General features: G+C 51.9%; 20 protein-coding genes and 1 tRNA gene. 18 read left to right on the top strand and 3 right to left on the bottom strand.

All coding sequences use genetic code 11. From position 1 onward, the window contains the following. Positions 1-17: 17 nt before the first annotated feature. The 6 genes from K355_RS0111380 to K355_RS0111355 all read left to right on the top strand — a co-directional run bounded on the left by K355_RS0111380 (position 18) and on the right by K355_RS0111355 (position 4011). Entirely contained in the window at positions 18-596 is a 579-nt protein-coding gene (locus K355_RS0111380; protein WP_022732268.1) for a YceD family protein, read from the top strand. A gap of 254 nt (positions 597-850) precedes the next feature. Continuing rightward, positions 851-1921: a phosphate acyltransferase PlsX gene (gene plsX / locus K355_RS0111375; RefSeq protein WP_051145985.1), complete on the top strand. Its 1071-nt coding sequence runs from the start codon at positions 851-853 to the stop codon at positions 1919-1921. Between the two features lie 41 nt (positions 1922-1962). Beyond that, entirely contained in the window at positions 1963-2934 is a 972-nt protein-coding gene (locus K355_RS0111370; protein ID WP_022732266.1) for a beta-ketoacyl-ACP synthase III, read from the top strand. Between the two features lie 159 nt (positions 2935-3093). Next, positions 3094-3384 carry an integration host factor subunit alpha gene (locus tag K355_RS0111365; protein ID WP_022732265.1) on the top strand — a complete coding sequence of 97 codons (291 nt, stop codon included), beginning with the start codon at positions 3094-3096 and terminating at the stop codon, positions 3382-3384. Between the two features lie 11 nt (positions 3385-3395). Continuing rightward, positions 3396-3866, top strand: coding sequence for a MerR family transcriptional regulator (locus K355_RS0111360; protein ID WP_022732264.1), 471 nt, complete (start codon positions 3396-3398; stop codon positions 3864-3866). A 68-nt stretch (positions 3867-3934) separates the two neighbouring features. Next, a tRNA-Pro gene (locus tag K355_RS0111355) sits at positions 3935-4011 on the top strand. 30 nt (positions 4012-4041) lie between these two features. Here the strand turns inward: K355_RS0111355 and K355_RS0111350 are convergent. Together K355_RS0111350 and K355_RS0111345 are read right to left on the bottom strand one after the other, a co-directional pair. Beyond that, on the bottom strand, positions 4042-4632 hold the full coding sequence (locus tag K355_RS0111350; RefSeq protein ID WP_028791540.1) for a histidine phosphatase family protein: 591 nt from the start codon (positions 4630-4632) through the stop codon (positions 4042-4044). 196 nt (positions 4633-4828) lie between these two features. Then, positions 4829-5074 carry a hypothetical protein gene (locus K355_RS0111345; RefSeq protein WP_022732262.1) on the bottom strand — a complete coding sequence of 82 codons (246 nt, stop codon included), beginning with the start codon at positions 5072-5074 and terminating at the stop codon, positions 4829-4831. A gap of 89 nt (positions 5075-5163) precedes the next feature. On the opposite strand from K355_RS0111345, the gene cutA reads away from it, so the two are divergent. Further along, positions 5164-5520 (top strand): divalent-cation tolerance protein CutA, encoded by a 357-nt coding sequence (cutA, locus tag K355_RS0111340; protein WP_022732261.1) that lies wholly within the window; start codon positions 5164-5166, stop codon positions 5518-5520. 63 nt (positions 5521-5583) lie between these two features. Beyond that, entirely contained in the window at positions 5584-6147 is a 564-nt protein-coding gene (locus tag K355_RS0111335; RefSeq protein ID WP_022732260.1) for a septation protein A, read from the top strand. A 90-nt stretch (positions 6148-6237) separates the two neighbouring features. Here the strand turns inward: K355_RS0111335 and K355_RS0111330 are convergent, their stop codons facing one another. After that, positions 6238-7446 carry a bifunctional 2-C-methyl-D-erythritol 4-phosphate cytidylyltransferase/2-C-methyl-D-erythritol 2,4-cyclodiphosphate synthase gene (locus tag K355_RS0111330; RefSeq protein WP_022732259.1) on the bottom strand — a complete coding sequence of 403 codons (1209 nt, stop codon included), beginning with the start codon at positions 7444-7446 and terminating at the stop codon, positions 6238-6240. Between the two features lie 123 nt (positions 7447-7569). Between K355_RS0111330 and K355_RS0111325 the strand changes: the two genes are divergently transcribed. The 10 genes from K355_RS0111325 (at position 7570) to hflX (ending at position 19857) form a co-directional block, all read left to right on the top strand. Further along, positions 7570-8379: a cytochrome C assembly family protein gene (locus K355_RS0111325; RefSeq protein WP_022732258.1), complete on the top strand. Its 810-nt coding sequence runs from the start codon at positions 7570-7572 to the stop codon at positions 8377-8379. A gap of 204 nt (positions 8380-8583) precedes the next feature. Beyond that, a complete protein-coding gene (gene dusB / locus K355_RS0111320; RefSeq protein WP_022732257.1) occupies positions 8584-9594 on the top strand; it encodes a tRNA dihydrouridine synthase DusB in 1011 nt (336 codons plus the stop codon). Positions 9595-9643: 49 nt separating this feature from the next. Beyond that, a complete protein-coding gene (locus K355_RS0111315; protein WP_022732256.1) occupies positions 9644-10789 on the top strand; it encodes a two-component system sensor histidine kinase NtrB in 1146 nt (381 codons plus the stop codon). Further along, a complete protein-coding gene (gene ntrC, locus K355_RS0111310) occupies positions 10786-12234 on the top strand; it encodes a nitrogen regulation protein NR(I) (RefSeq protein ID WP_022732255.1) in 1449 nt (482 codons plus the stop codon). The genes K355_RS0111315 and ntrC overlap by 4 nt, the downstream gene beginning before the upstream one ends. Continuing rightward, positions 12231-14495, top strand: a complete 2265-nt coding sequence (locus K355_RS23875) for a sensor histidine kinase NtrY-like (protein ID WP_022732254.1) — start codon at positions 12231-12233, stop codon at positions 14493-14495. Before ntrC ends, K355_RS23875 begins: the two co-directional genes overlap by 4 nt. A gap of 58 nt (positions 14496-14553) precedes the next feature. Continuing rightward, the gene (gene ntrX, locus K355_RS0111300) at positions 14554-15927 is read left to right on the top strand and encodes a nitrogen assimilation response regulator NtrX (protein ID WP_022732253.1); all 1374 of its coding nucleotides are present in this window, start codon (positions 14554-14556) and stop codon (positions 15925-15927) included. 84 nt (positions 15928-16011) lie between these two features. Continuing rightward, positions 16012-17391, top strand: a complete 1380-nt coding sequence (gene trkA, locus K355_RS0111295; RefSeq protein ID WP_022732252.1) for a Trk system potassium transporter TrkA — start codon at positions 16012-16014, stop codon at positions 17389-17391. Positions 17392-17454: 63 nt separating this feature from the next. Then, positions 17455-18141, top strand: a complete 687-nt coding sequence (locus K355_RS0111290) for an HAD family hydrolase (protein ID WP_022732251.1) — start codon at positions 17455-17457, stop codon at positions 18139-18141. A gap of 119 nt (positions 18142-18260) precedes the next feature. Further along, positions 18261-18518, top strand: a complete 258-nt coding sequence (hfq, locus tag K355_RS0111285; RefSeq protein ID WP_008891082.1) for an RNA chaperone Hfq — start codon at positions 18261-18263, stop codon at positions 18516-18518. A gap of 7 nt (positions 18519-18525) precedes the next feature. Next, positions 18526-19857, top strand: a complete 1332-nt coding sequence (gene hflX / locus K355_RS0111280; RefSeq protein WP_051145989.1) for a GTPase HflX — start codon at positions 18526-18528, stop codon at positions 19855-19857. Positions 19858-19868 lie beyond the last annotated feature (11 nt).

Genomic DNA, 19868 nt, shown 5'->3' with positions numbered 1-19868 from the left:
GAAAAAAGAGTCCACCCATGTCTAAAAAATATACCCCGGAATTTTCCCGCATCGTCAACACCGAAGAACAGGTCAGTAAAAAAGAGAAAATCATCCTTGAAGCCAGCGCACAGGAACGTGCGGCCTTGGCCAAGCGGTTTGAATTGGTCTCGATTGACAGCCTGACAGCTGAACTGACAATCATTGCGGCATCAAATGGCGAAGTAACGGTGCGCGGCCCAATGCATGCGCAGATCGTACAGAGCTGTGTGACGACACTTGAACCTGTGCCTGAAATGGTTGAAGACGAGGTGAAAGTACTGTTCTCACCGCACGTGTCAGAAGAAGACATGCCGTCAAACCCTGATGACCTTGAAGACCTGTCGGAAGATGAACTGATGGCGCTTCTTGATCAGCCAGAACCGCTTGTTGATGGCAAAATTGATGTGGGTGAGGTCGTTTCGCAATTTTTGGCCGTCGCAATGAACCCGTATCCGCGCAAAGATGGCGCAGAACTTCCTGAGGCTGCTTTGATCGAAGAAGAAGCTGATGAAGAACGCCCGAACCCGTTTGCCAAGCTTGCTGGTCTCAAAGAGCAGCTTGAAAAGAAGAAGTAAGCCGGTTTCGGCTTGAAAATTTGACGCGATGTGTCAGGTGAAATGCCGGTCTTTACCGGCATTTCACTTTTATGGAATACAGTGCGGGTCGGTTACACTGGTAAGGTTGGTTCGGTTCGTGTGCTTTACCTTGTATCTGGTCGAGAATTCCGGTAATTACGGGCGTTCCGGCCAATAGATGACAGGTGACGGTCCAAAGGACCACCTGCCGGAAATCCGGTTCAGATGTTTTAGAACAACCATAAGAGAAGACGTTGCCTGAACAGGTTTGCATATCACTTGACGCGATGGGAGGAGACCACGCGCCAGAGATGGTCGTAGCTGGTGCGGAGATCGCACTTAAGAGGCTCCCCCATCTCAAGTTTTTGATGTTTGGCGATGAAGCGCGACTTACGCCGCTGCTTGCCAAATACCCAGCATTGAAAGCGGTGAGCGAGGTTCGCCACGCTTCGCAAGAAGTCACGATGGACGACAAGCCTTCTGTCGCGCTGCGTCAACGCCGTGACTCCAGCATGCGTCTGGCGATCAATGCGGTCAAAGACGGTAGCGCACAGGGTGTCATATCGGCCGGGAATACCGGTGCGTTGATGGCGATGGCAAAATTCGTTTTGAAAACCGTGCGCGGTATCGATCGTCCCGCCATTGCGACATATATGCCAACCCAGCGTGGCGAAACCGTCATGCTTGATCTTGGTGCCAACATTGAATGTGATGAAAACAATCTGGTGCAGTTCGCCCTGATGGGGGAAGTATTTACCCGCATTCTGTTTGGCCTTGAAAAACCGTCGGTTGGCTTGCTTAACGTTGGCATCGAAGAGCTTAAAGGCAACGAATCGGTTAAGAAGGCTGCGGTGATCCTGCGCGAAATTGATTTGCCGATCCGCTTTGCTGGTTTTGTCGAGGGCGATGATCTTGCAAAAGGTACAGTCGATGTGATCGTCACCGATGGTTTTACCGGCAACGTTGCCCTTAAAACCGCAGAAGGCACAGCACGACTTCTTGTGCATTTCCTGCGTGAAACCTTCAAAAGTTCATTTTTTGCCAAACTTGGCTATCTTCTTGCGCGTCGTTCGCTTCAGCGTTTTCGCGACCGTATGGATCCGCGCCGCTACAACGGTGCGATGTTGCTTGGCCTTAATGGTATCGCTGTTAAAAGCCATGGCGGCACGGATGCTCTTGGGTTCTCAAATGCGATTGGCGTTTGCCATGATCTGATTGTGAATAATCTCAATGACAGCATCAAAAATGAACTTGCTGCCTTTGAACAGGCTATGTCGGGTAAAACAGTAGAAGAAATTGCTGTTTCTGCCGGTCAGGCCGACTGATAAATTCAACAAAATATTAGAAAACTGGCGGTCTTCACATCATGACAGTTCGTTCTCGCATTATTGGTTGCGGCTCCTACCTTCCTGCAAATGTCGTAACCAATGACGAGTTGGCAAAGCGCGTCGATACATCCGATGAATGGATTGTTGCGCGCACAGGTATTCGTCAACGTCACATTGCAGCCGACGACCAGACCACCAGTGTCCTGGCGGTTGAGGCGGCTAAAAAGGCGATGGAACATGCCGGTGTTACGGCTGCTGATATTGATCTGATTATTGTTGCGACCGCCACACCTGATAATACATTCCCGGCGACCGCGACTAAGGTTCAGCACCGTCTTGGTGTGACCGGCTTTGCCTTTGACGTTCAGGCGGTATGTTCTGGCTTCATCTATAGTTTGACGACGGCTGATATGTATATCCGCAATGGTCAGGCCAAAACAGCCCTTGTGATTGGTGCTGAAACATTCTCGCGTATCCTTGACTGGGAAGACCGCCGGACCTGTGTGTTGTTTGGTGACGGGGCAGGGGCTGTTGTCGTTCAGGGATTTGAAGGTACCGGAACGCTCGAAGATCAGGGCATCCACGCCAGCCGTTTGCATTCAGACGGCAGTAAGTATGAACTTCTTTATGTTGACGGTGGCCCATCTGCGACCCAGACCGTCGGACATCTGCGGATGGAAGGCAAAGAAGTCTTCCGTCATGCCGTAACCAATCTGGCCGGTGTGATTCGTGAAGTTCTTGCTGATACCGGGCTTGAGGCCGCTGACATTGACTGGCTGGTTCCCCATCAGGCGAACCGTCGCATCCTTGACAGTACGGCCAAGAAATTCGGAATTTCGCCAGACAAGGTTGTGGTGACTGTTGATCGTCACGCCAATACATCGGCTGCGTCAATTCCTTTGGCATTGGCAGAAGCCGTGCATGATGGACGCATTAAACGCGGCGATATCGTTATTCTTGAGGCGATGGGTGGTGGTTTTACCTGGGGTGCGTCGCTCGTTCGCTGGTAAAATGACGGCAGTTATCTTTGCTGTTGGGCAGAAAAGAACATCATTTTCTTAAAAATCACAACATTCCGCCATAAAGCAGTGTATCCTGTTGATATTGACTGATTTCGCCACCAGATATAGCCTTGTGTATATAGTCCCGAAATAAGGAGGCGGCCTGTTATGTCGGAAACAACGATTACCCGTGCGGATCTCGCTGAAGCCGTTTACCAGGAAGTAGGTCTGTCGCGGAACGAGTCCGCCCAGCTACTTGAAACTGTTCTTGATGAAATTTCGACCGCGCTGATCAAAGACGAAGTGGTAAAGATTTCCTCGTTTGGAAGCTTCTCTGTACGTCAAAAAGGCCAGCGTATCGGACGGAATCCTAAAACGGGTGACGAAGTGCCCATCTTGCCGCGGAAGGTTCTTGTGTTCCGACCGTCGCAGGTGCTGAAAGCCCGCATTAACACTTAAGAAAAGAAGTCATGAAAACGAACTTGGGGGCTGCGGCGGGACCATCCCGCCGGACAGCAAAGTCTGATTCTGCCTTTCGCACAATTAGCGAGGCAGCAAAAGAACTTGGTCTTCAACAGCATGTGCTGCGGTTTTGGGAATCCAAGTTTCCTCAAATCCAGCCAATGAAACGGGCTGGCGGGCGTCGCTACTATCGTCCGGAGGATATCGAGTTCCTCGCCAGTATTCGTACGCTGTTGCATGATCAGGGTTTCACCATCAAAGGTGTCCAGAAGCTGCTTGATCAGAACAAGGGCAAACTTCCCGGTGAAATCACGGTAAATGCCAGTGATGTTGATCAGGGTGCTGTTGCTGGTTTTGCATCCAGTGCTTCAAGCAATACCGGCTTGAATAAAGCTGCGGTTGAGGGCGTTCTTGGTGAATTACAGGAACTGCAGGACATCCTTCATGCCAGCTTGCAAGACATCAAAAAAAATCCATAAAAACCATTTGCGTCTTTGGCGCCGCGCGGCTATTTATCGAGCCGCGCTAAAGAGCGCAAACATACGGTCGGAGCGTGGCGCAGCCTGGTAGCGCACCTGCATGGGGTGCAGGGGGTCGGAGGTTCGAATCCTCTCGCTCCGACCAATTTATTTCCCCTTACAGATAAATCCCACATCAGGTGCCTTGTGATGCGTCAGGCATCAGGCGGCCGACAGTTGTTATGTCACCATTATCCGTGACACGGATCAGAATGATTTCGCCAGACTGTGGGTAAATCCCGGTCAGAGCTGTGATATTCACCTGATGGGTAACCATTAAGGCCTTCATGCCGGTCGGAAGACTGCCAAGGCGTTCAATCGTCTGATTGGTTTGGCTGTTTTGCATGCCACGGTCTGAGAAAAACGAATTAAGTGCTGGTTCTTCCTGAACGGCCCCCAGATCAAGCAGTGCTGCGGTTTCAAGGCACCGACACCACTGACTGCTCAGCACGATATCAATCGCAATGCCCTGCGCGCGGATAAGTGTCCCTGTAGTGCGTGCCTGACTTTTTCCGGTGTCATCAAGATTACGCTGGGTGCTGCAATCGCCCAATTTAAATTGGGCGGGATCACCGGTTCCCGGCGCAATTGCATGGCGCATCAAGGCATGAACGCCCGGTTCGGCCAATATTTCCCATGGGTCTTCTGGGGATGATTGCGCATTGGCAGGTATTCGTCCGAGCGTTAGTGCAACACAGACAGATACTATTGTGAGGATGGATCGCATGACACTTCACCTTCGTTGGTGACAAGGAGATGTCCTTGATACCCGGTGACCTGTCATACGGATCAGTTTATATGCTTCGTCGCACGTGAGCAGGATCGTCAGATCACAGGTTTTGCGCAACGACTTGCCAGCAAGCAGACCGTCCTGCGCATTCTAAAATGCCCTATGCCCTATGCCCTATGCCAAAGGGCCACGCCTATGCATTAGTCGTAGAAACACGGCGACCTTCGTCGGTCAGTTTGCAGATCAGCCAATCGGGCTTGATCGGGTTGTCGAACCAAGGTGCCGCCCAGCCATGATCAATGCAGCTTTGGACTGTCTTGTCGCTGATCTGTTTGCCATTTTTGTCAAACAGTGGCAGTTTTCCGCCCGGCTGGCTCAGGCCCCGACGTAGCCATTCAAGCTGAACATCGGTTGGTTTCGAATGTTTTTTACCCGTCATCGGTACTCCCTGCACCGTTATGGTATCAGTGATATATTCAACATTGGATGCCATCAGTGTGGCGGATAATCAACTTTGGAGCAATCGCAATGACAGCAGATCACTTTCAGCCAAGCGAAATGTCATTTTTGTATGTCACCGTTCCGAATATGGACATGGCGCGTGTGATTGCGGGCGGTGCCATTGGTGAAAAATTGGCCGCATGCGCAAACGTGTTGCCCCAAATGACGGCTATTTACGAATGGGATGGGGATGTCGAAGAGGAAAGCGAACTTATTGTGATCCTTAAGACTGCAAAATCAACCGCATCTGCTCTGGCAAAATGGATCGAAGACAATCACCCGTATGAGGTGCCTTGTATTCTTGAAATACCGCTTGGCCGGGGGAACCACGACTATGTCAACTGGTTGCAAAAGCAGATGGGATCAAGATCACGGTTGATGTGATTGCATCGCAGCGATTTGCCCCCTAGGATGGCGCAAATTTAATCCATTAGGTGACGTGTTTTAATGAACCAGCTTACCAAAATGTCCCTTGAAATGGGGCCTTTGATTTTATTCTTTGCCGCCAATGCGACAACCAATCTGATGACGGCAACGGCTGTGTTCGTTGCCGCTACGGTTGTCGCCCTGAGCGTATCTTACATCATCGCGCGCACCATCCCGATTATGCCGCTTATTGGTGGTGCTTTCGTTATCGTGTTTGGTGGATTGACCCTTTATCTTGATGACGATCTGTTTATCAAAATCAAACCGACGATTGTGAACCTGTTGTTTGCGGCAATCCTGTTTGGCGGCCTGATGGCCGGAAAGCTTTTTCTCAAGCTGGTTTTGGAAAGTGCGTTCAAGGCAACCGATGAAGGTTGGCGTATTCTGACGTGGCGCTGGGCGATCTTTTTCGTTGTTCTTGCGGTGATCAACGAAGTGGTCTGGCGCAACTTTTCAACCGACACATGGGTTGCGTTCAAGGTTTGGGGCATCATGCCGCTCACCATGGTGTTTGGCATGGCGCAAGTGCCGGTGCTGATGAAGTATCAGTTACCAGAAGAAGAGGGCGGCCCAGCGGCTTCCTGATCGACCGGGCATAAAAATAGACAAAGGGGCAGGATATAAATCCTGGCCCTTCGTTTTTCAGCGAAAGGTGCTGGGTGCGGATCCGGATGATTATGTGATCGGGAGTGCGATACTGGCTGCAGCCTGTGCTGCGATGCCTTCTTCGCGACCGGTAAAGCCAAGTTTTTCGGTGGTGGTGGCTTTGACATTGACCCGGTCGATATCAATCGCAAGTATTTCTGCGACTTTCTGGCGCATCGCGCTTGTATGTGGTCCGATTTTAGGCCGTTCGCAAATCAACGTCAGATCGACATTCACAATCCTGCCGCCGCGTTGACGGACAAGGTCTGCGGCATGCTTAAGAAAGATATCAGATGCCGCACCTTTCCATTTCATATCGCTGGGAGGGAAATGCTGGCCAATATCACCTGCTCCAATCGCACCAAGGATTGCATCGGTTAAGGTATGCAGTCCGACATCGGCATCGGAATGCCCCTCAAGGCGGGCCGTATGCGGCACTTTAATGCCACACAGGATACAATGGTCGCCCGGTGCAAACCGATGTACGTCAAAGCCGGTTCCCGCACGGTATTCTTCCTGTGGCATTGCCGTATCTTTCATTTTGTTCATCTTAGTGGGGCTGATCCAGTTTTGTGCCCGGCCAAAATCATCGCGCTGGGTGATCTTGTCATTCTCTGCTGCACCTTCGACGCAGACTACGTCCAGACCAAGTTGTTCTAGAAGGGACGCGTCGTCGGTCTGTTCTTGACCCTCGAACTGCGAATGGGCATCCAAAATGGTCTTGAAGATAAACCCTTGCGGGGTTTGGGCGCGATGAAGGCTATCGCGCGAAATGGTGCGCAAAATGATATTGTTTTCATCTGTTTGCTTGATCGTGTCCGCGACGGGCAGGGTGGGTATGGCCCCGGCATGGGTTTCAAGGGCATGAAGAACGCGCGAAATAACCGCATCGGAAATTCCCGGCCGGGCGGCATCATGGATCAAAACAACATCAGGCGATTTTCCCGCCAGTGCCCGCAAACCATTTAAAACGGATTGCTGGCGGGTTTGGCCACCGTTAACCGGCATTGGGATATCGGCCTTGCAGGCAACTTCGGACATCGCATCCTCGTACCAATCCTGATGGATTGGATTATAGACGATTTGAATAAGGTCTGCGGATGTATGACCGACAAAGCAATCAACGCAATGAGCCAGCAGGCTTTTGCCGCCAAGTTGGTGATATTGTTTTGGTAATGGGTCACCAAATCTGCTACCGCTGCCCGCAGCAACGATGACAACCCCGATTTTTTGGGTCATAAATATTATGCCGTCGCTTGTCTGAATTGCGCCGCAGGCTATCTTTATGCGGAGAATTTGCCAAGTCGGCATTTTGCCTATCGAGATCTTTCGATCAAGACAAACGGATCAACGGACCTTCCTATGCTGGCTGCATACATTCATATCTTGGCGTTGTTACCGCTGACCGCGCAGATTTTGCGTCAGGAGCCGCGTCGCGACATATGGCTGTATGGATCGATTTTTCTGGCCGCGATCGGGACAATGGTTTTGCTTGGCGTGACCGGTGAAGAAGTGCAGTCACGCGGATTTGCCGCAGCCCTGCACTGGTCCGAGCTTACAGTTATTGTGATATTCGGCGGATTGGTGATTTGCAAGGGGCCGCAACAGGTTTGGCGACTGGCGGGCTATATCGGCGGGTATTTGTTGCTGTTTGCGGTGTTGGCGGCTGTTTTCAGTGTGTTGTTGTATCGACATGAGCCGGCAACCGTTCACGGTCCGGCTTTATATTCTGGCTGGCTGTGGGCGCATATCGGTAGTTCGCTTGTGACCTATGCCCTTGTGACCTTGGCAGCGATTGCGGCAATGGCCTATGTTGTGCAGGAACATGCTCTCAAACATCGAAAGCCGACACGATGGAGCCGTCGCTTGCCACCGCTTCGCGATAGTGAATACATGTTGGTTGGCTTTTTGAAATGGTCGGCATGGGTGTTGGTGATTGGCATTGTATCGGGCTTTGCGCTTCGTTATGTCGAAGGCAGCCCCATTTGGTCGATTGACCATAAAATGCTTTTGACCCTTCTGGGTTTTGCCACGATATGCACGCTTATCTTTATTCATGAAAAGTCTACCTTGCGCGGTCGAATGGCTGTGCGCTTTGTTCTTGGGGCATGGTTGCTGCTGACGCTGGCATTTCCGGGCGTTCGGTTTGTTACTGGTTATATCGTCGGCTGATCAGTGCGTAATTGCTGATCAGTGTGCGGTGCGATATGTCTTCGCCTTAAGTCGACACTCCCTAAAACATCCCCTGTTTTCAGTATATTCCTGATCGTTTACGTGCTTTCGCACAACGTTATTTCAGATGATACGCTTAGAGTTGTTGCAACCGGGGGCCAGTTTTATTAATCTGCCCAAGTTTTAGGCAATCGGAATTCCTTCATGTCATTGCAGATTGGTTCTGTACACGTGCCAGAGAATGTCATTCTGGCACCCATGTCAGGTGTGACTGACCTTCCATTTCGACAGCAGGTCCGCCAATTTGGCGGTCACCTTGTTGTGTCTGAAATGATTGCGTCAGACGCCATGATTCGCATTCAGCGCCACGATAAGGAAGTGCGCAAGATGCATGGAGATTGTGCAGCCGAAAGCCCGCTTTCCGTTCAACTGGCCGGGACAGAGCCCGAAGAAATGGCGCAAGCCGCCAAGATGAATGAGGCACGCGGTGCAATGATCATTGATATCAACATGGGCTGCCCGGCAAAGAAAGTGACCAAGGGATACGCGGGTTCGGCCTTGATGCGCGATGAATGCCTTGCAGCTGATATCATCAAGGCCACCGTGGATGCGGTGTCTGTTCCAGTGACGCTTAAAATGCGGTTGGGCTGGGACGATGATTGCCGGAATGCACCGGCTCTTGCCAAAATTGCCGAAGACCTCGGCATTGCGATGCTAACCATTCATGGTCGTACTCGGTGCCAGTTTTACAAAGGTGACGCGGATTGGGATGCTATCTCGCTGGTCAAGGATGCGGTTTCCATTCCCGTGATCGGCAATGGGGACGTTAACAGCGAAGAAGACGCTGCTGAACTTTTGAAACGTTCCGGTGCGGATGGTGTCATGATTGGGCGCGGTGCGCAGGGGCGGCCTTGGTTCCTTGAACAAGTTTCACATTATTTGAAAACCGGCGAGAAACTGGCGGCACCATCACTGGCAGTCCAGCTTGAAACCATCCTGCGTCACTATGACGCGATGATTGCCCATCATGGTCGTCAGGGTGTCCGTATCGCGCGCAAACATCTGGCTTGGTATTGCAATAGCCTGCGCAACGCGACGGAATTTCGGCGCGTTGTCAATATCTTGGATGATCCAGATAAGGTGAAAGATCAAATTCGCGCTTTTTACGAGCCGCTGGCGGAAAACGAAATCAAACTCGATCGGCAAGCAGCCTGATCGTATTATAACAATAAAATGACGATGAAAATCGTTGGGGAAGAATTGAATGAGACTGGGATTTGGAAAAGGCAACGGGGTTGACCCGACTGGCGTACTGAACGCCATTGCGAGTGCCGTCGTCGTTGCCAATCGGGATGGCAATATCCGCTTTGTCAACCAGGCGACGGAACAACTGTTTAACACCAGTGCAAGTGTGCTGTGCCGCACCAATCTGACGGACTATATCCCCGGTGATAGCCCGGTTTTTTCTTTGATCAGGCAGGCAATTGATGGCGCAACTTTGGTTGCAGACCACAACCTGATGATCGAAAGTCCGAAAATCGGTAAACACACAGTCAATCTCACCGTCGGTTCGATGCCAGATGAAAGTGACTGTGCTGTTCTGACATTTGAACCACGCTCTATCGCGCAAAAAATTGACAATCAGCTGCTGAGCCGAAATTCTGCCCGCTCTGTCAGTGCCATGGCCGCCATCCTTGCCCATGAAATCAAAAACCCGCTTTCGGGTATTCGTGGTGCAGCACAACTGCTTGAACAGACAAGCAATGAGGATGACCGGGTTTTGACACGTCTGATTTGCGATGAAGCCGACCGGATCGTCGATCTTGTCGATCGGATGGAGATTTTCTCTGACAAGCCGCTCGAACGTGGGGCTGTGAATATTCATACGGTTCTTGAGCACGTGCGTCGCCTGGCTGAAAATGGTTTTGGCAAACATCTGGTCTTCGAAGAGGTATATGATCCATCCTTGCCGCCGGTGTTCGGCAACCGCGATCAGCTTATTCAGGTGTTTCTCAATCTTTTGAAAAATGCTGGTGAGGCGGTCGATGCCGACGATGGTACGATCATCATTTCTACGCGCTATCAACACGGTGTCCGTCTTGCGGTTGCGGGTGCGGATGCGCGGGTGCATTTGCCGCTTGTCGTGTCGGTCCGCGACAATGGTCCAGGTATTTCGCCAGATATGCGCGAAAGCCTGTTTGACCCATTTGTGACAACAAAACCAACTGGTACGGGACTTGGCCTTGCACTGGTGGCGAAAATTATTAATGACCATGGTGGCGTGATTGAGGTCAAGGATGTGCCGGGGGGCGGCGCTGAATTCCAGATCATGCTGCCGATATATAACCGCGCGCTGGCCGAAGATGTCGACGAGGGGGAAACAATGAAGAACAGGGGTGAAACCGTATGACCACGCGCCCGGCAAGAATTCTTGTAGCCGATGATGATCGTGCGATCCGTACCGTACTGACACAGGCGTTGTCCCGTCAGGGGCACGAAGTCCGCAGTACAGGACATGGCCGCACACTTTGGGACTGGATTGCCGACGGGGATGGCGATCTGGTGATCACGGATGTGATGATGCCTGACGAAAACGGGCTGGATATGGTTCCGCGTATTCGCAAGCTGCGCCCGGATCTGCGCGTGATTGTTATGAGCGCACAAAACACGCTTATGACTGCGGTTAAAGCCGCCCAGCGTGGTGCGTTTGAATACCTTCCAAAACCATTTGATCTCAATGAGTTGATAAGTATTGTTGATCGGGCACTCGAAACGCCGCAGCAAGACGAAAAACGTGCCGCCACAGATGAAGAAGGCGATGACCGACTGCCGTTGATCGGCCGTTCGGCTGCAATGCAGGAAATTTATCGTGCGCTGGCGCGCTTGATGAATACCGACCTAACTGTGATGGTGACTGGCGAAAGCGGGACGGGTAAAGAACTTGTTGCACGTGCCCTGCATGAATACGGCGGACGCCGTCATGGACCGTTTGTTGCGATTAACATGGCGGCAATTCCGCGCGAATTGATCGAAAGCGAGTTGTTTGGGCACGAAAAGGGCGCCTTTACCGGTGCCAACGAACGCAAGGTTGGTCGGTTTGAACAGGCCGAGGGTGGAACACTGTTCCTTGATGAAATCGGTGACATGCCGCTTGAAGCCCAGACCCGACTTTTGCGCGTTTTGCAGGAAGGTGAATATACCCGTGTGGGTGGTCGCACACCGATCCGGGTTAATGTGCGCATTGTTGCGGCAACCCACCGTGATTTGCGCAAATTGATCCGCGAAGGGACCTTCCGCGAAGATTTGTTCTATCGCCTGAACGTTGTACCTATCCGTTTGCCGTCGTTGCGCGAACGTCTGGAAGACATCCCGGAACTGGTTAATCATTTCCTGATGCAAGCCAGCGAAGAGGGACTACCGCGTAAAACCCTGTCATCAGACGCGATGGCACGGCTTAAGGCGCATCGCTGGCCGGGTAACATTCGCGAACTTGAAAATATGGTTCGCCGTCTTACCGCTCTTTATTCGCACGACGTGATCGGCGTTGATGTGATCGAGACCGAGTTTTCCGAGAACAGCCTCAATGATGCAGCACCAAGTACCGAACCACAGTCGCTGTCGGAATCGATCGAACGTCATGTGCGTGAGTACTTTGACGCCCATGATGAAGACTTGCCGTCTGCCGGGTTGTACGATCGCATCTTGCGCGAAATGGAACGTCCGCTTTTGAATATCACTCTTGAAGCGACCCGGGGAAATCAGGTCAAGGCGGCAGAAGTGCTTGGGTTGAACCGAAATACCCTGCGTAAGAAAATTCGTGATCTTGGGCTAGAAGTCGTCAGAGGCACGAAATGAATAATACCGACCGTTCAATCTCCAACCGGTTTTTACGGTCGGGCTTTGTACGGTTTCTGGGGCGGTTGGGCCAATCGCGCAGGTTTGCGTTTGGCTTGGTCGCAGCGGCACTCATATCGGTAACGGCAACCTACCTTGCGATGACGGGGACGGCGCCATTCCAGCCGGACCCGCGCCTGATCCTGTTGCTGTTGAATGCCGATTTGGTGTTGGTGTTGCTGCTAGCAACACTGGTGGCCCGGAAACTGGTGCAGATTTGGGTCGAACGTCGGCGTGGTGTCGCGGGCGCAAAGCTTCACACCCGTATGGTTTTGATGTTTTCGTTGGTGGCGGTGACGCCGGCGATTGTGGTGGCTGTCTTTTCAGCCCTGTTCCTGCATTTCGGGATTCAGGGCTGGTTCAGTGATCGGATCAGAACGGCGGTCGAAGAAAGCATGGTGATTGCTGATGCGTACCTTAAAGAGCATCAGGAATTGATCCGTGCAGACGTCCTGGCGACGACCAACGATCTTCAACGGTTTGGCGTGAATTTCTCGACCAATGCGGATCGAATTTCCGACATTCTAACAGATCAGGCGCTGGCGCGTGGGTTGCCGGAAGTCTTGATGATTGATGGTTCCGGGCAGATTATTGCCCAGTCGGATTACAGTTTTTCGAATGATTTTGAACTAAAGAATATCCCGCCGGAAGTTTTTGACGACGCACGGATCAAGGATGTAGTCCTGATGATCGGGTCGTCTGATAACCGGATCCGGGCGTTGGCAAAAATCCCAAGTTTCGTTGATGCATATTTGCTGGTCGGCCGGTTTGTTGATCCCAACGTTCTGGACCGCATTGACAAGGCACGTCGCGCTGTTGATGCCTATGAAAGTCTCGAAGGTGAACGATCAGGGATTGTCATCACCTTTGTGATGATCTTTGTGTTGATTTCGGTTGTGTTGTTGCTGGCTGCAGTGACCCTTGGTCTTATGGTTGCGACGCGATTGGTGCAGCCGGTGTCCCAGTTGATCATTGCTGCTGAGCGCGTGCGCGATGGTGATCTGACGTACCGTGTACCGCTGGACGGGCAGGGTGACGAACTGGAAGCGTTGTCGCGTGCCTTTAACCGAATGACCGCACAGCTTGATACGCAACGCAATGAGTTGGTCGCTGCAAACCGGCTAAATGATGAACGACGACGCTTTACCGAAGCGATCCTTGGCGGGGTGACTGCGGGTGTGATTGGCCTAGACCCTGAAAGCAATATCGAGCTGCCGAACCGCAGTGCATCCGATTTGCTGGGCGTGGACCTCGAAGATTATCTCGGTCAGAAGCTAAGCACTGTTATCCCCGAGTTTGAGCCGTTGTTTGGCGATCTGACCCGTGATGGGGATCGCAGCAAGCCGCGCCAGATCGAAATTCGCCGAAATGGCGTCAATTTGACTCTTCTGGCACGTGTTACCGCAGAATGGGCGGACGATGGTGCTGTTTTCGGTTACGTCGTCACATTCGATGATGTCACTGAGTTGCAAACTGCCCAGCGGATGGCTGCCTGGGCCGATGTTGCACGCCGTATCGCCCATGAGATCAAAAACCCGCTTACCCCGATCCAGCTTTCGGCTGAAAGGCTTAAGCGGCGTTACCTCAAGCAGATCGGCGACGACAAGGAAGTGTTCCAAACCTGTACCGACACGATCATTCGTCAGGTGTCTGATATCGGTCGTATGGTTGACGAGTTTTCCAGTTTCGCTCGGATGCCAACGCCCAAAATGCGTTCAGAGAAAATAACCGATCTTGTTAAGAGTGCTATTTTCCTTCAAAAACAGGCGCATACAAAGATTACGTATGACTTTGATTCGAATGCGTTTAGCGATCTGAAAATCTCATGTGATTCACGACAGGTGAACCAATGCCTGACAAATACGCTGAAGAACGCGGCTGAGGCAATTGATGGTCGCGATGGCGATGCCGGTGATCTGCCACCGGGGCGGATCGAAGTATCAATCACGCAATCAGATGAAACAAAACGTGTGTTTGTTGCGGTTTCCGATAATGGCCGTGGGCTTCCGGTTGAACATCGTGAACGTCTAACCGAACCGTATGTAACGACCCGTGCCAAGGGAACAGGACTTGGATTGGCGATCGTCAAGAAAATCATGGAAGATCATGGTGGAGAACTGATACTGTCTGACGGTGTTGAAGCGGGGGCAACGGTTACGCTTTCCTTCCCGCTGGTTGTTGATCTTGCAACGGACGATCCAGCGGACGACGCACACTCCTAAGGCAGTTGATCCAATTGCCTGCCTTACAATGAAAACAGAAAATTGATTTGGTCACGATATGGCGCACGACATTCTGATTGTCGATGATGAACAAGATATCCGGGCACTTATTTCCGGTATTTTGGAAGACGAGGGCTATACCACACGACAAGCGGGTTCGAGTCAGGAAGCGCTGTCGCAGGTTTCTGCGCGCCGCCCCAGTCTGGTTGTGCTCGATATCTGGATGGATCAAAGCGACCACGATGGTATTGAGACGCTTAAGCTGATCAAACGTGAACACAGCGAAGTGCCTGTTGTGATGATTTCAGGCCACGGCAACATTGAAACCGCACTCGAAGCATCGCGTAGCGGAGCATATGACTTCATTGAGAAGCCGTTTAATACGGATCGTCTGTTGCTGGTTGTCGAACGCGCCATTGATGATGCGCGCCTGCGTCGTGAAAATCGTGAACTCACTCTTAAGGCCGGCGGTGATAACGAACTGATTGGCAAGTCTTCTGCGGTTAATAATTTGCGTCAGGCGGCCGAACGTGTTGCCAGAACGGGCAGTCGTGTCCTGATCAGCGGACCAGCAGGGTCGGGCAAGGAAGTCATTGCGCGGCTTATCCATAAGAAATCTGCACGGTCAGAAGCCCCGTTTGTTGTATTGAACTGCGCAAATATCTCGCCTGAAACGATGGAAGAATCCCTGTTTGGTGCCGAGGCATCATCAGATCGTGACGCGCGCACCGGGGTTCTTGAACTGGCGCATGGCGGGACACTCTTGCTTGATGAAGTGGCCGATATGCCCTTGGAAACGCAAGGAAAAATTGTCCGTGTTTTGCAGGATCAAACGTTTGAACGCGTCGGTGGTGCACTTCCGGTAAGTGTCGATGTTCGTGTGATTGCGACAACCGCGCGTGATCTTGAAGCCCGGATTGCCGAGCAAACATTCCGTCAGGATCTTTATTATCGCTTGAACGTGGTTCCACTTGAGGTGCCATCACTTCAGCAACGTCGCGACGATATCCCCGAACTCGCCGAACGGTTTCTGGTGCGCTATGCAGAGGCCACTGGCCTTCCGCAACGTAAACTGTCGCCAGAAGCCATGGCCACCCTTCACGCCTATGACTGGCCGGGGAATGTTCGCCAGCTTCGTAACGTCATTGAACGTTTGATGATCATGGCACCGGACGACAATACAACCGATATCATCACGGGCAAGATGCTGCCGTCTGAGCTGTTTTCGGACATGCCAACATCGCTAAGCTTTGACAAAACCAGTGAAATCATGGCATTGCCGCTGCGCGAAGCACGCGAGATGTTTGAAAAAGAATATCTGCAGACACAGATCGACCGGTTTGCGGGCAACATTTCCAAAACAGCGGCCTTTGTCGGGATGGAGCGTTCCGCGCTGCATCGCAAGCTTAAAAGTCTGGGTGTTGGCGGCTGATTTTCAGTCTGCTGATACCAGTCTTCAGACCACTCTGATTACCAGTCGCGACATCGCAGGCTGCTGTGAACGGGAGAATACACGATGAAGGTCATCATTTGCGGGGCCGGGCAGGTGGGTTTCCACATTGCCAAATATCTGTCTGCAGAAAACAATGATGTAACCGTGATCGACCAGTCCGAAGAGCTGGTGCGGAAAATTTCGGACACGCTAGAGGTCAAAGGCATTATCGGGTTTGGCTCTCACCCCGATATTCTCCAGCAGGCAGGCGCAGAAGAAGCCGACATGCTGATTGCGGTGACCTTTGCTGACGAAGTCAACATGACAGCCTGTCAGGTCGCGCATTCATTGTTCAACGTACCGACCAAGATCGCCCGTATTCGAAGCCAGACCTATTTGCAGCCGGAATGGGCCAGTTTGTTTGGCCGTGAAAAGTTGCCAATTGATGTGGTGATTTCCCCGGAGATGGAAGTGGCCCGTGCTGTTGCACGCCGTTTACAGGCGCCCGGTGCGTTCGATATGATCCCGTTTGCCGATGACAAGGTCAAAATCCTTGGCCTGCGGTGTAGCGAAGATTGCCCGGTGATCAATACGCCACTGCGTCAGCTTCATCAGTTGTTCCCGGATTTGAATATTTCGATCCTTGGCATGATCCGCAATGACAAGCCGGTCTATCCCAAGGGCGATGATCAGATGCTGGCCGGAGATCTTGTGTATCTTGCGGTGTCAAGCGATCAGGTGGATCGGGCAATGTCCGCTTTCGGGCACGAAGACCCCGAAGCACGCCGTATTGTAATCTTTGGTGGGGGGAACATCGCGCTGTTCCTGGCCGAAGAAATCAACAAGAACTTCCCAGGCGTGACCACACGCCTTGTCGAGGCTGATGCCGAGCGCGCGCGTTATGTTGCACAGAAGTTGCCAAAGAAAAGCGTGGTTTTGCACGGTGACGTGCTTGATCCAGAATTGCTTGAAGAAGCAAATGTCGGCAATGCCGAGGCCGTGGTTGCGCTTACCAACGATGACGAAACCAACATTCTGGCATCTTTGCTCGCAAAGCGGTATGGCTGCCCGCGTGCCCTTACGCTGATTAATAAAAGCACCTATAACTCGCTGGTGTCTGAACTGGGTGTTGATGTTGTCATCAGCCCGCGCATGACGACGGTGTCGACGATTCTGCATCATGTCCGCCGTGGGCGTATCCGTGCGGTTCATAGCCTGTCAGAAGGCTTTGGTGAGGTGCTTGAGGCTGAGGCACTTGAAACAGCACCGATTGTCGGTAAGGCGATTAAGGATATTGCCATGCCAGCCAGTGTGGTGTTTGGCGCAATCTTGCGAAATGGCGAAGTTGTCATGCCGCGTGCCAATACCGTGATCGAAGCAAATGATCGCATTGTTGTCTTTGCCGGGTCTGAGCAGATCAAAAAGGTCGAGAAAATGTTTGCTGTGCGTCTCGAATACTTCTGATCTGCGTCGGGATTTCTATAATCCTCATACAAATCATATCCACCCAAGCCACCGGATTTCGTTATGTCTGACCAATTGCCCCATCGACCAAATGCCGTCCTGTTTGACTGGGACAACACCCTTGTTGATAGTTGGGGCACCATTCAGGCAGCCCTGAACATGACATTTGAAGAGTTCGACAAACCCAAATGGTCGCTTGATGAAACCAAGCAACGGGTTGCCCGATCACTTCGTGACAGTTTCCCTGTTTTGTTTGGCGAAGATCGCTGGGAAGCGGCCAAGGATAGTTTCTACGCGCATTTTCGCAGCATTCACCTTGAAACGCTGACACCTTTGACCGGTGCCTATGATCTTTTGTGTGCGCTGCGTGAAAACGGGACCTACATCGGTGTCGTCAGCAACAAGAACGGCGATTTCTTGCGCAAAGAGGTTGAACATCTTGGCTGGACCGCGTTTTTTGGTCAAATTGTCGGGGCGACAGATGCGGCTAATGATAAACCTGCTGCCGATCCGGTGCATATGGCAATGGGCGACTCTTCGGCGCCGCAATATGAGAATCTCTGGTTTGTAGGCGATAGTGTTGTCGATATTCAATGCGCGCGCAACGTCGGGGCAACTGCAATCCTGATCGGGGATGAAATTACCGGACACAGTGATGCGCAGAATTCCGCGAATCTCGAACCTGATTGGCATTTCGCTGATTGCGAAGCGCTTGTAAGGGTTGTAAAAACCTTTACGAAAGTCTTATAGTTCAGGTTGGTCATTAAGATGGGGCTGGAACCTTGACGAACTTGACGTCGATAGTTCCGCATTTTGCTTGGCCGCCCGAAACTAAAAAAACGCTCATAAAAGAAGGCTAGGTCTAACCAATGGCGGAAAAATCACAAAATGTTCAGGACGTTTTCCTGAATTATTGCCGTAAAAACAAAACGCCGGTTACCGTGTTTCTGGTCAACGGAGTCAAATTGCAGGGGATTATCACCTGGTTTGACAATTTCTCTGTTTTGCTGCGGCGCGATGCTCACACCCAGCTCGTGTACAAACACGCGATCTCGACGGTAATGCCGACGACACCGATCAAACTGTTTGATCCGAGCCAGCCAGCAACGGAAGAAGAAAATAGCTGAAGAATCTCTGACGTCGGGGGGAGGCACTGAGCCGGAAGCCCCCCGAGTCCTCGTTTTCCACCCGGAACTAAAACGTGCGGACCAGAAAGCGTCCTGGCGCGACGCGTCGTCGCGTCTGGCCGAGTCAATCAGTTTGACTGGCGCGTTGGATTTTGAAGTGGTGGGCGCAGATATTGTGCCCATTGCAAAAGTGCGCCCTTCTACTTTGTTCGGGAAGGGCGTTACCGAACGGCTCGGTCTGCAGATCAAGGCAGAAGAAGCCGACATCGTTATGATCAATGGCCAACTTACCCCGATCCAGCAGCGTAATCTGGAGAAAGAGTGGAAGTGCAAGGTTATTGACCGTACCGGTCTGATCCTTGAGATTTTTGCTGACCGTGCGCGGACCCGTGAGGGACGCTTGCAGGTGCAACTGGCTTTGCTGAGCTATCAGCGGTCACGACTGGTTCGGACCTGGACCCACCTTGAGCGGCAACGAGGTGGTCGCGGCTTCCTTGCCGGCCCAGGTGAACGTCAGATCGAGATTGACCGTCGTTTGATCGGTGACAAGCTTGCCAAACTTCGGCGTGAGCTTGAGGAAGTTAAACGAACACGTGAGCTTCACCGCGAAGCACGTCGCCGTGTACCATATCCGATTGTGGCTTTGGTGGGTTATACCAACTCCGGAAAATCGACGCTGTTTAATCAGCTGACCACGTCCGAGGTGTTTGCCGAGGACATGCTGTTTGCCACTCTTGATCCGACCATGCGCGGTCTGATCCTGCCAAGTGGACGTAAGGTCATTCTGTCTGACACTGTCGGATTTGTTTCCGATTTGCCGCACGATCTGGTGGCAGCATTCCGTGCAACACTTGAAGAAGTGCTTGAAGCGGATTTGATTGTCCATGTCCGTGATGTGGCTTCGGCAGAAACAGAAGAGCAAAGGCTTGATGTGCTTGAAGTTCTTAAGGAACTTGGGCTGCAAAAGGCAATTGACGGCGAAGAACTTGTTGAAGCGCTTAACAAAATTGACCAGCTTAAAGGTGATGACCTGCAGGCGGTGAACGAGTCTGCGGCGCGCCACGACAACACGATTGCCATTTCGGCCATCAAGGGCACGAATTGCGATGCGCTTCTGGGCTTGGTTGAAGACCGGCTTACGGAACATATGCCGGTGTTTGAACTGTGCGTGCCGTATTCGGATGGCAAATCGCTTGCACGTCTTTATGAGCATGGTGAAGTTCTTCATCGCACAGAAGGCGATGACGGCATTGCCATTCAGGTGCGGATAGATTCTACGCGGGTGGGGCGTTTTGAAGACTGGTGTGCTAAATCTGGTTTTGAAATACACGTTGTCTGATCGTCGTTAAA

The sequence above is a fragment of the Thalassospira lucentensis MCCC 1A00383 = DSM 14000 genome, from assembly GCF_000421265.1.
Taxonomy (GTDB): Bacteria; Pseudomonadota; Alphaproteobacteria; order Rhodospirillales; family Thalassospiraceae; genus Thalassospira; species Thalassospira lucentensis.
The sequence above is the reverse complement of the archived record's forward strand: the minus strand, read 5'-3'. Positions and strand labels throughout refer to the sequence as shown.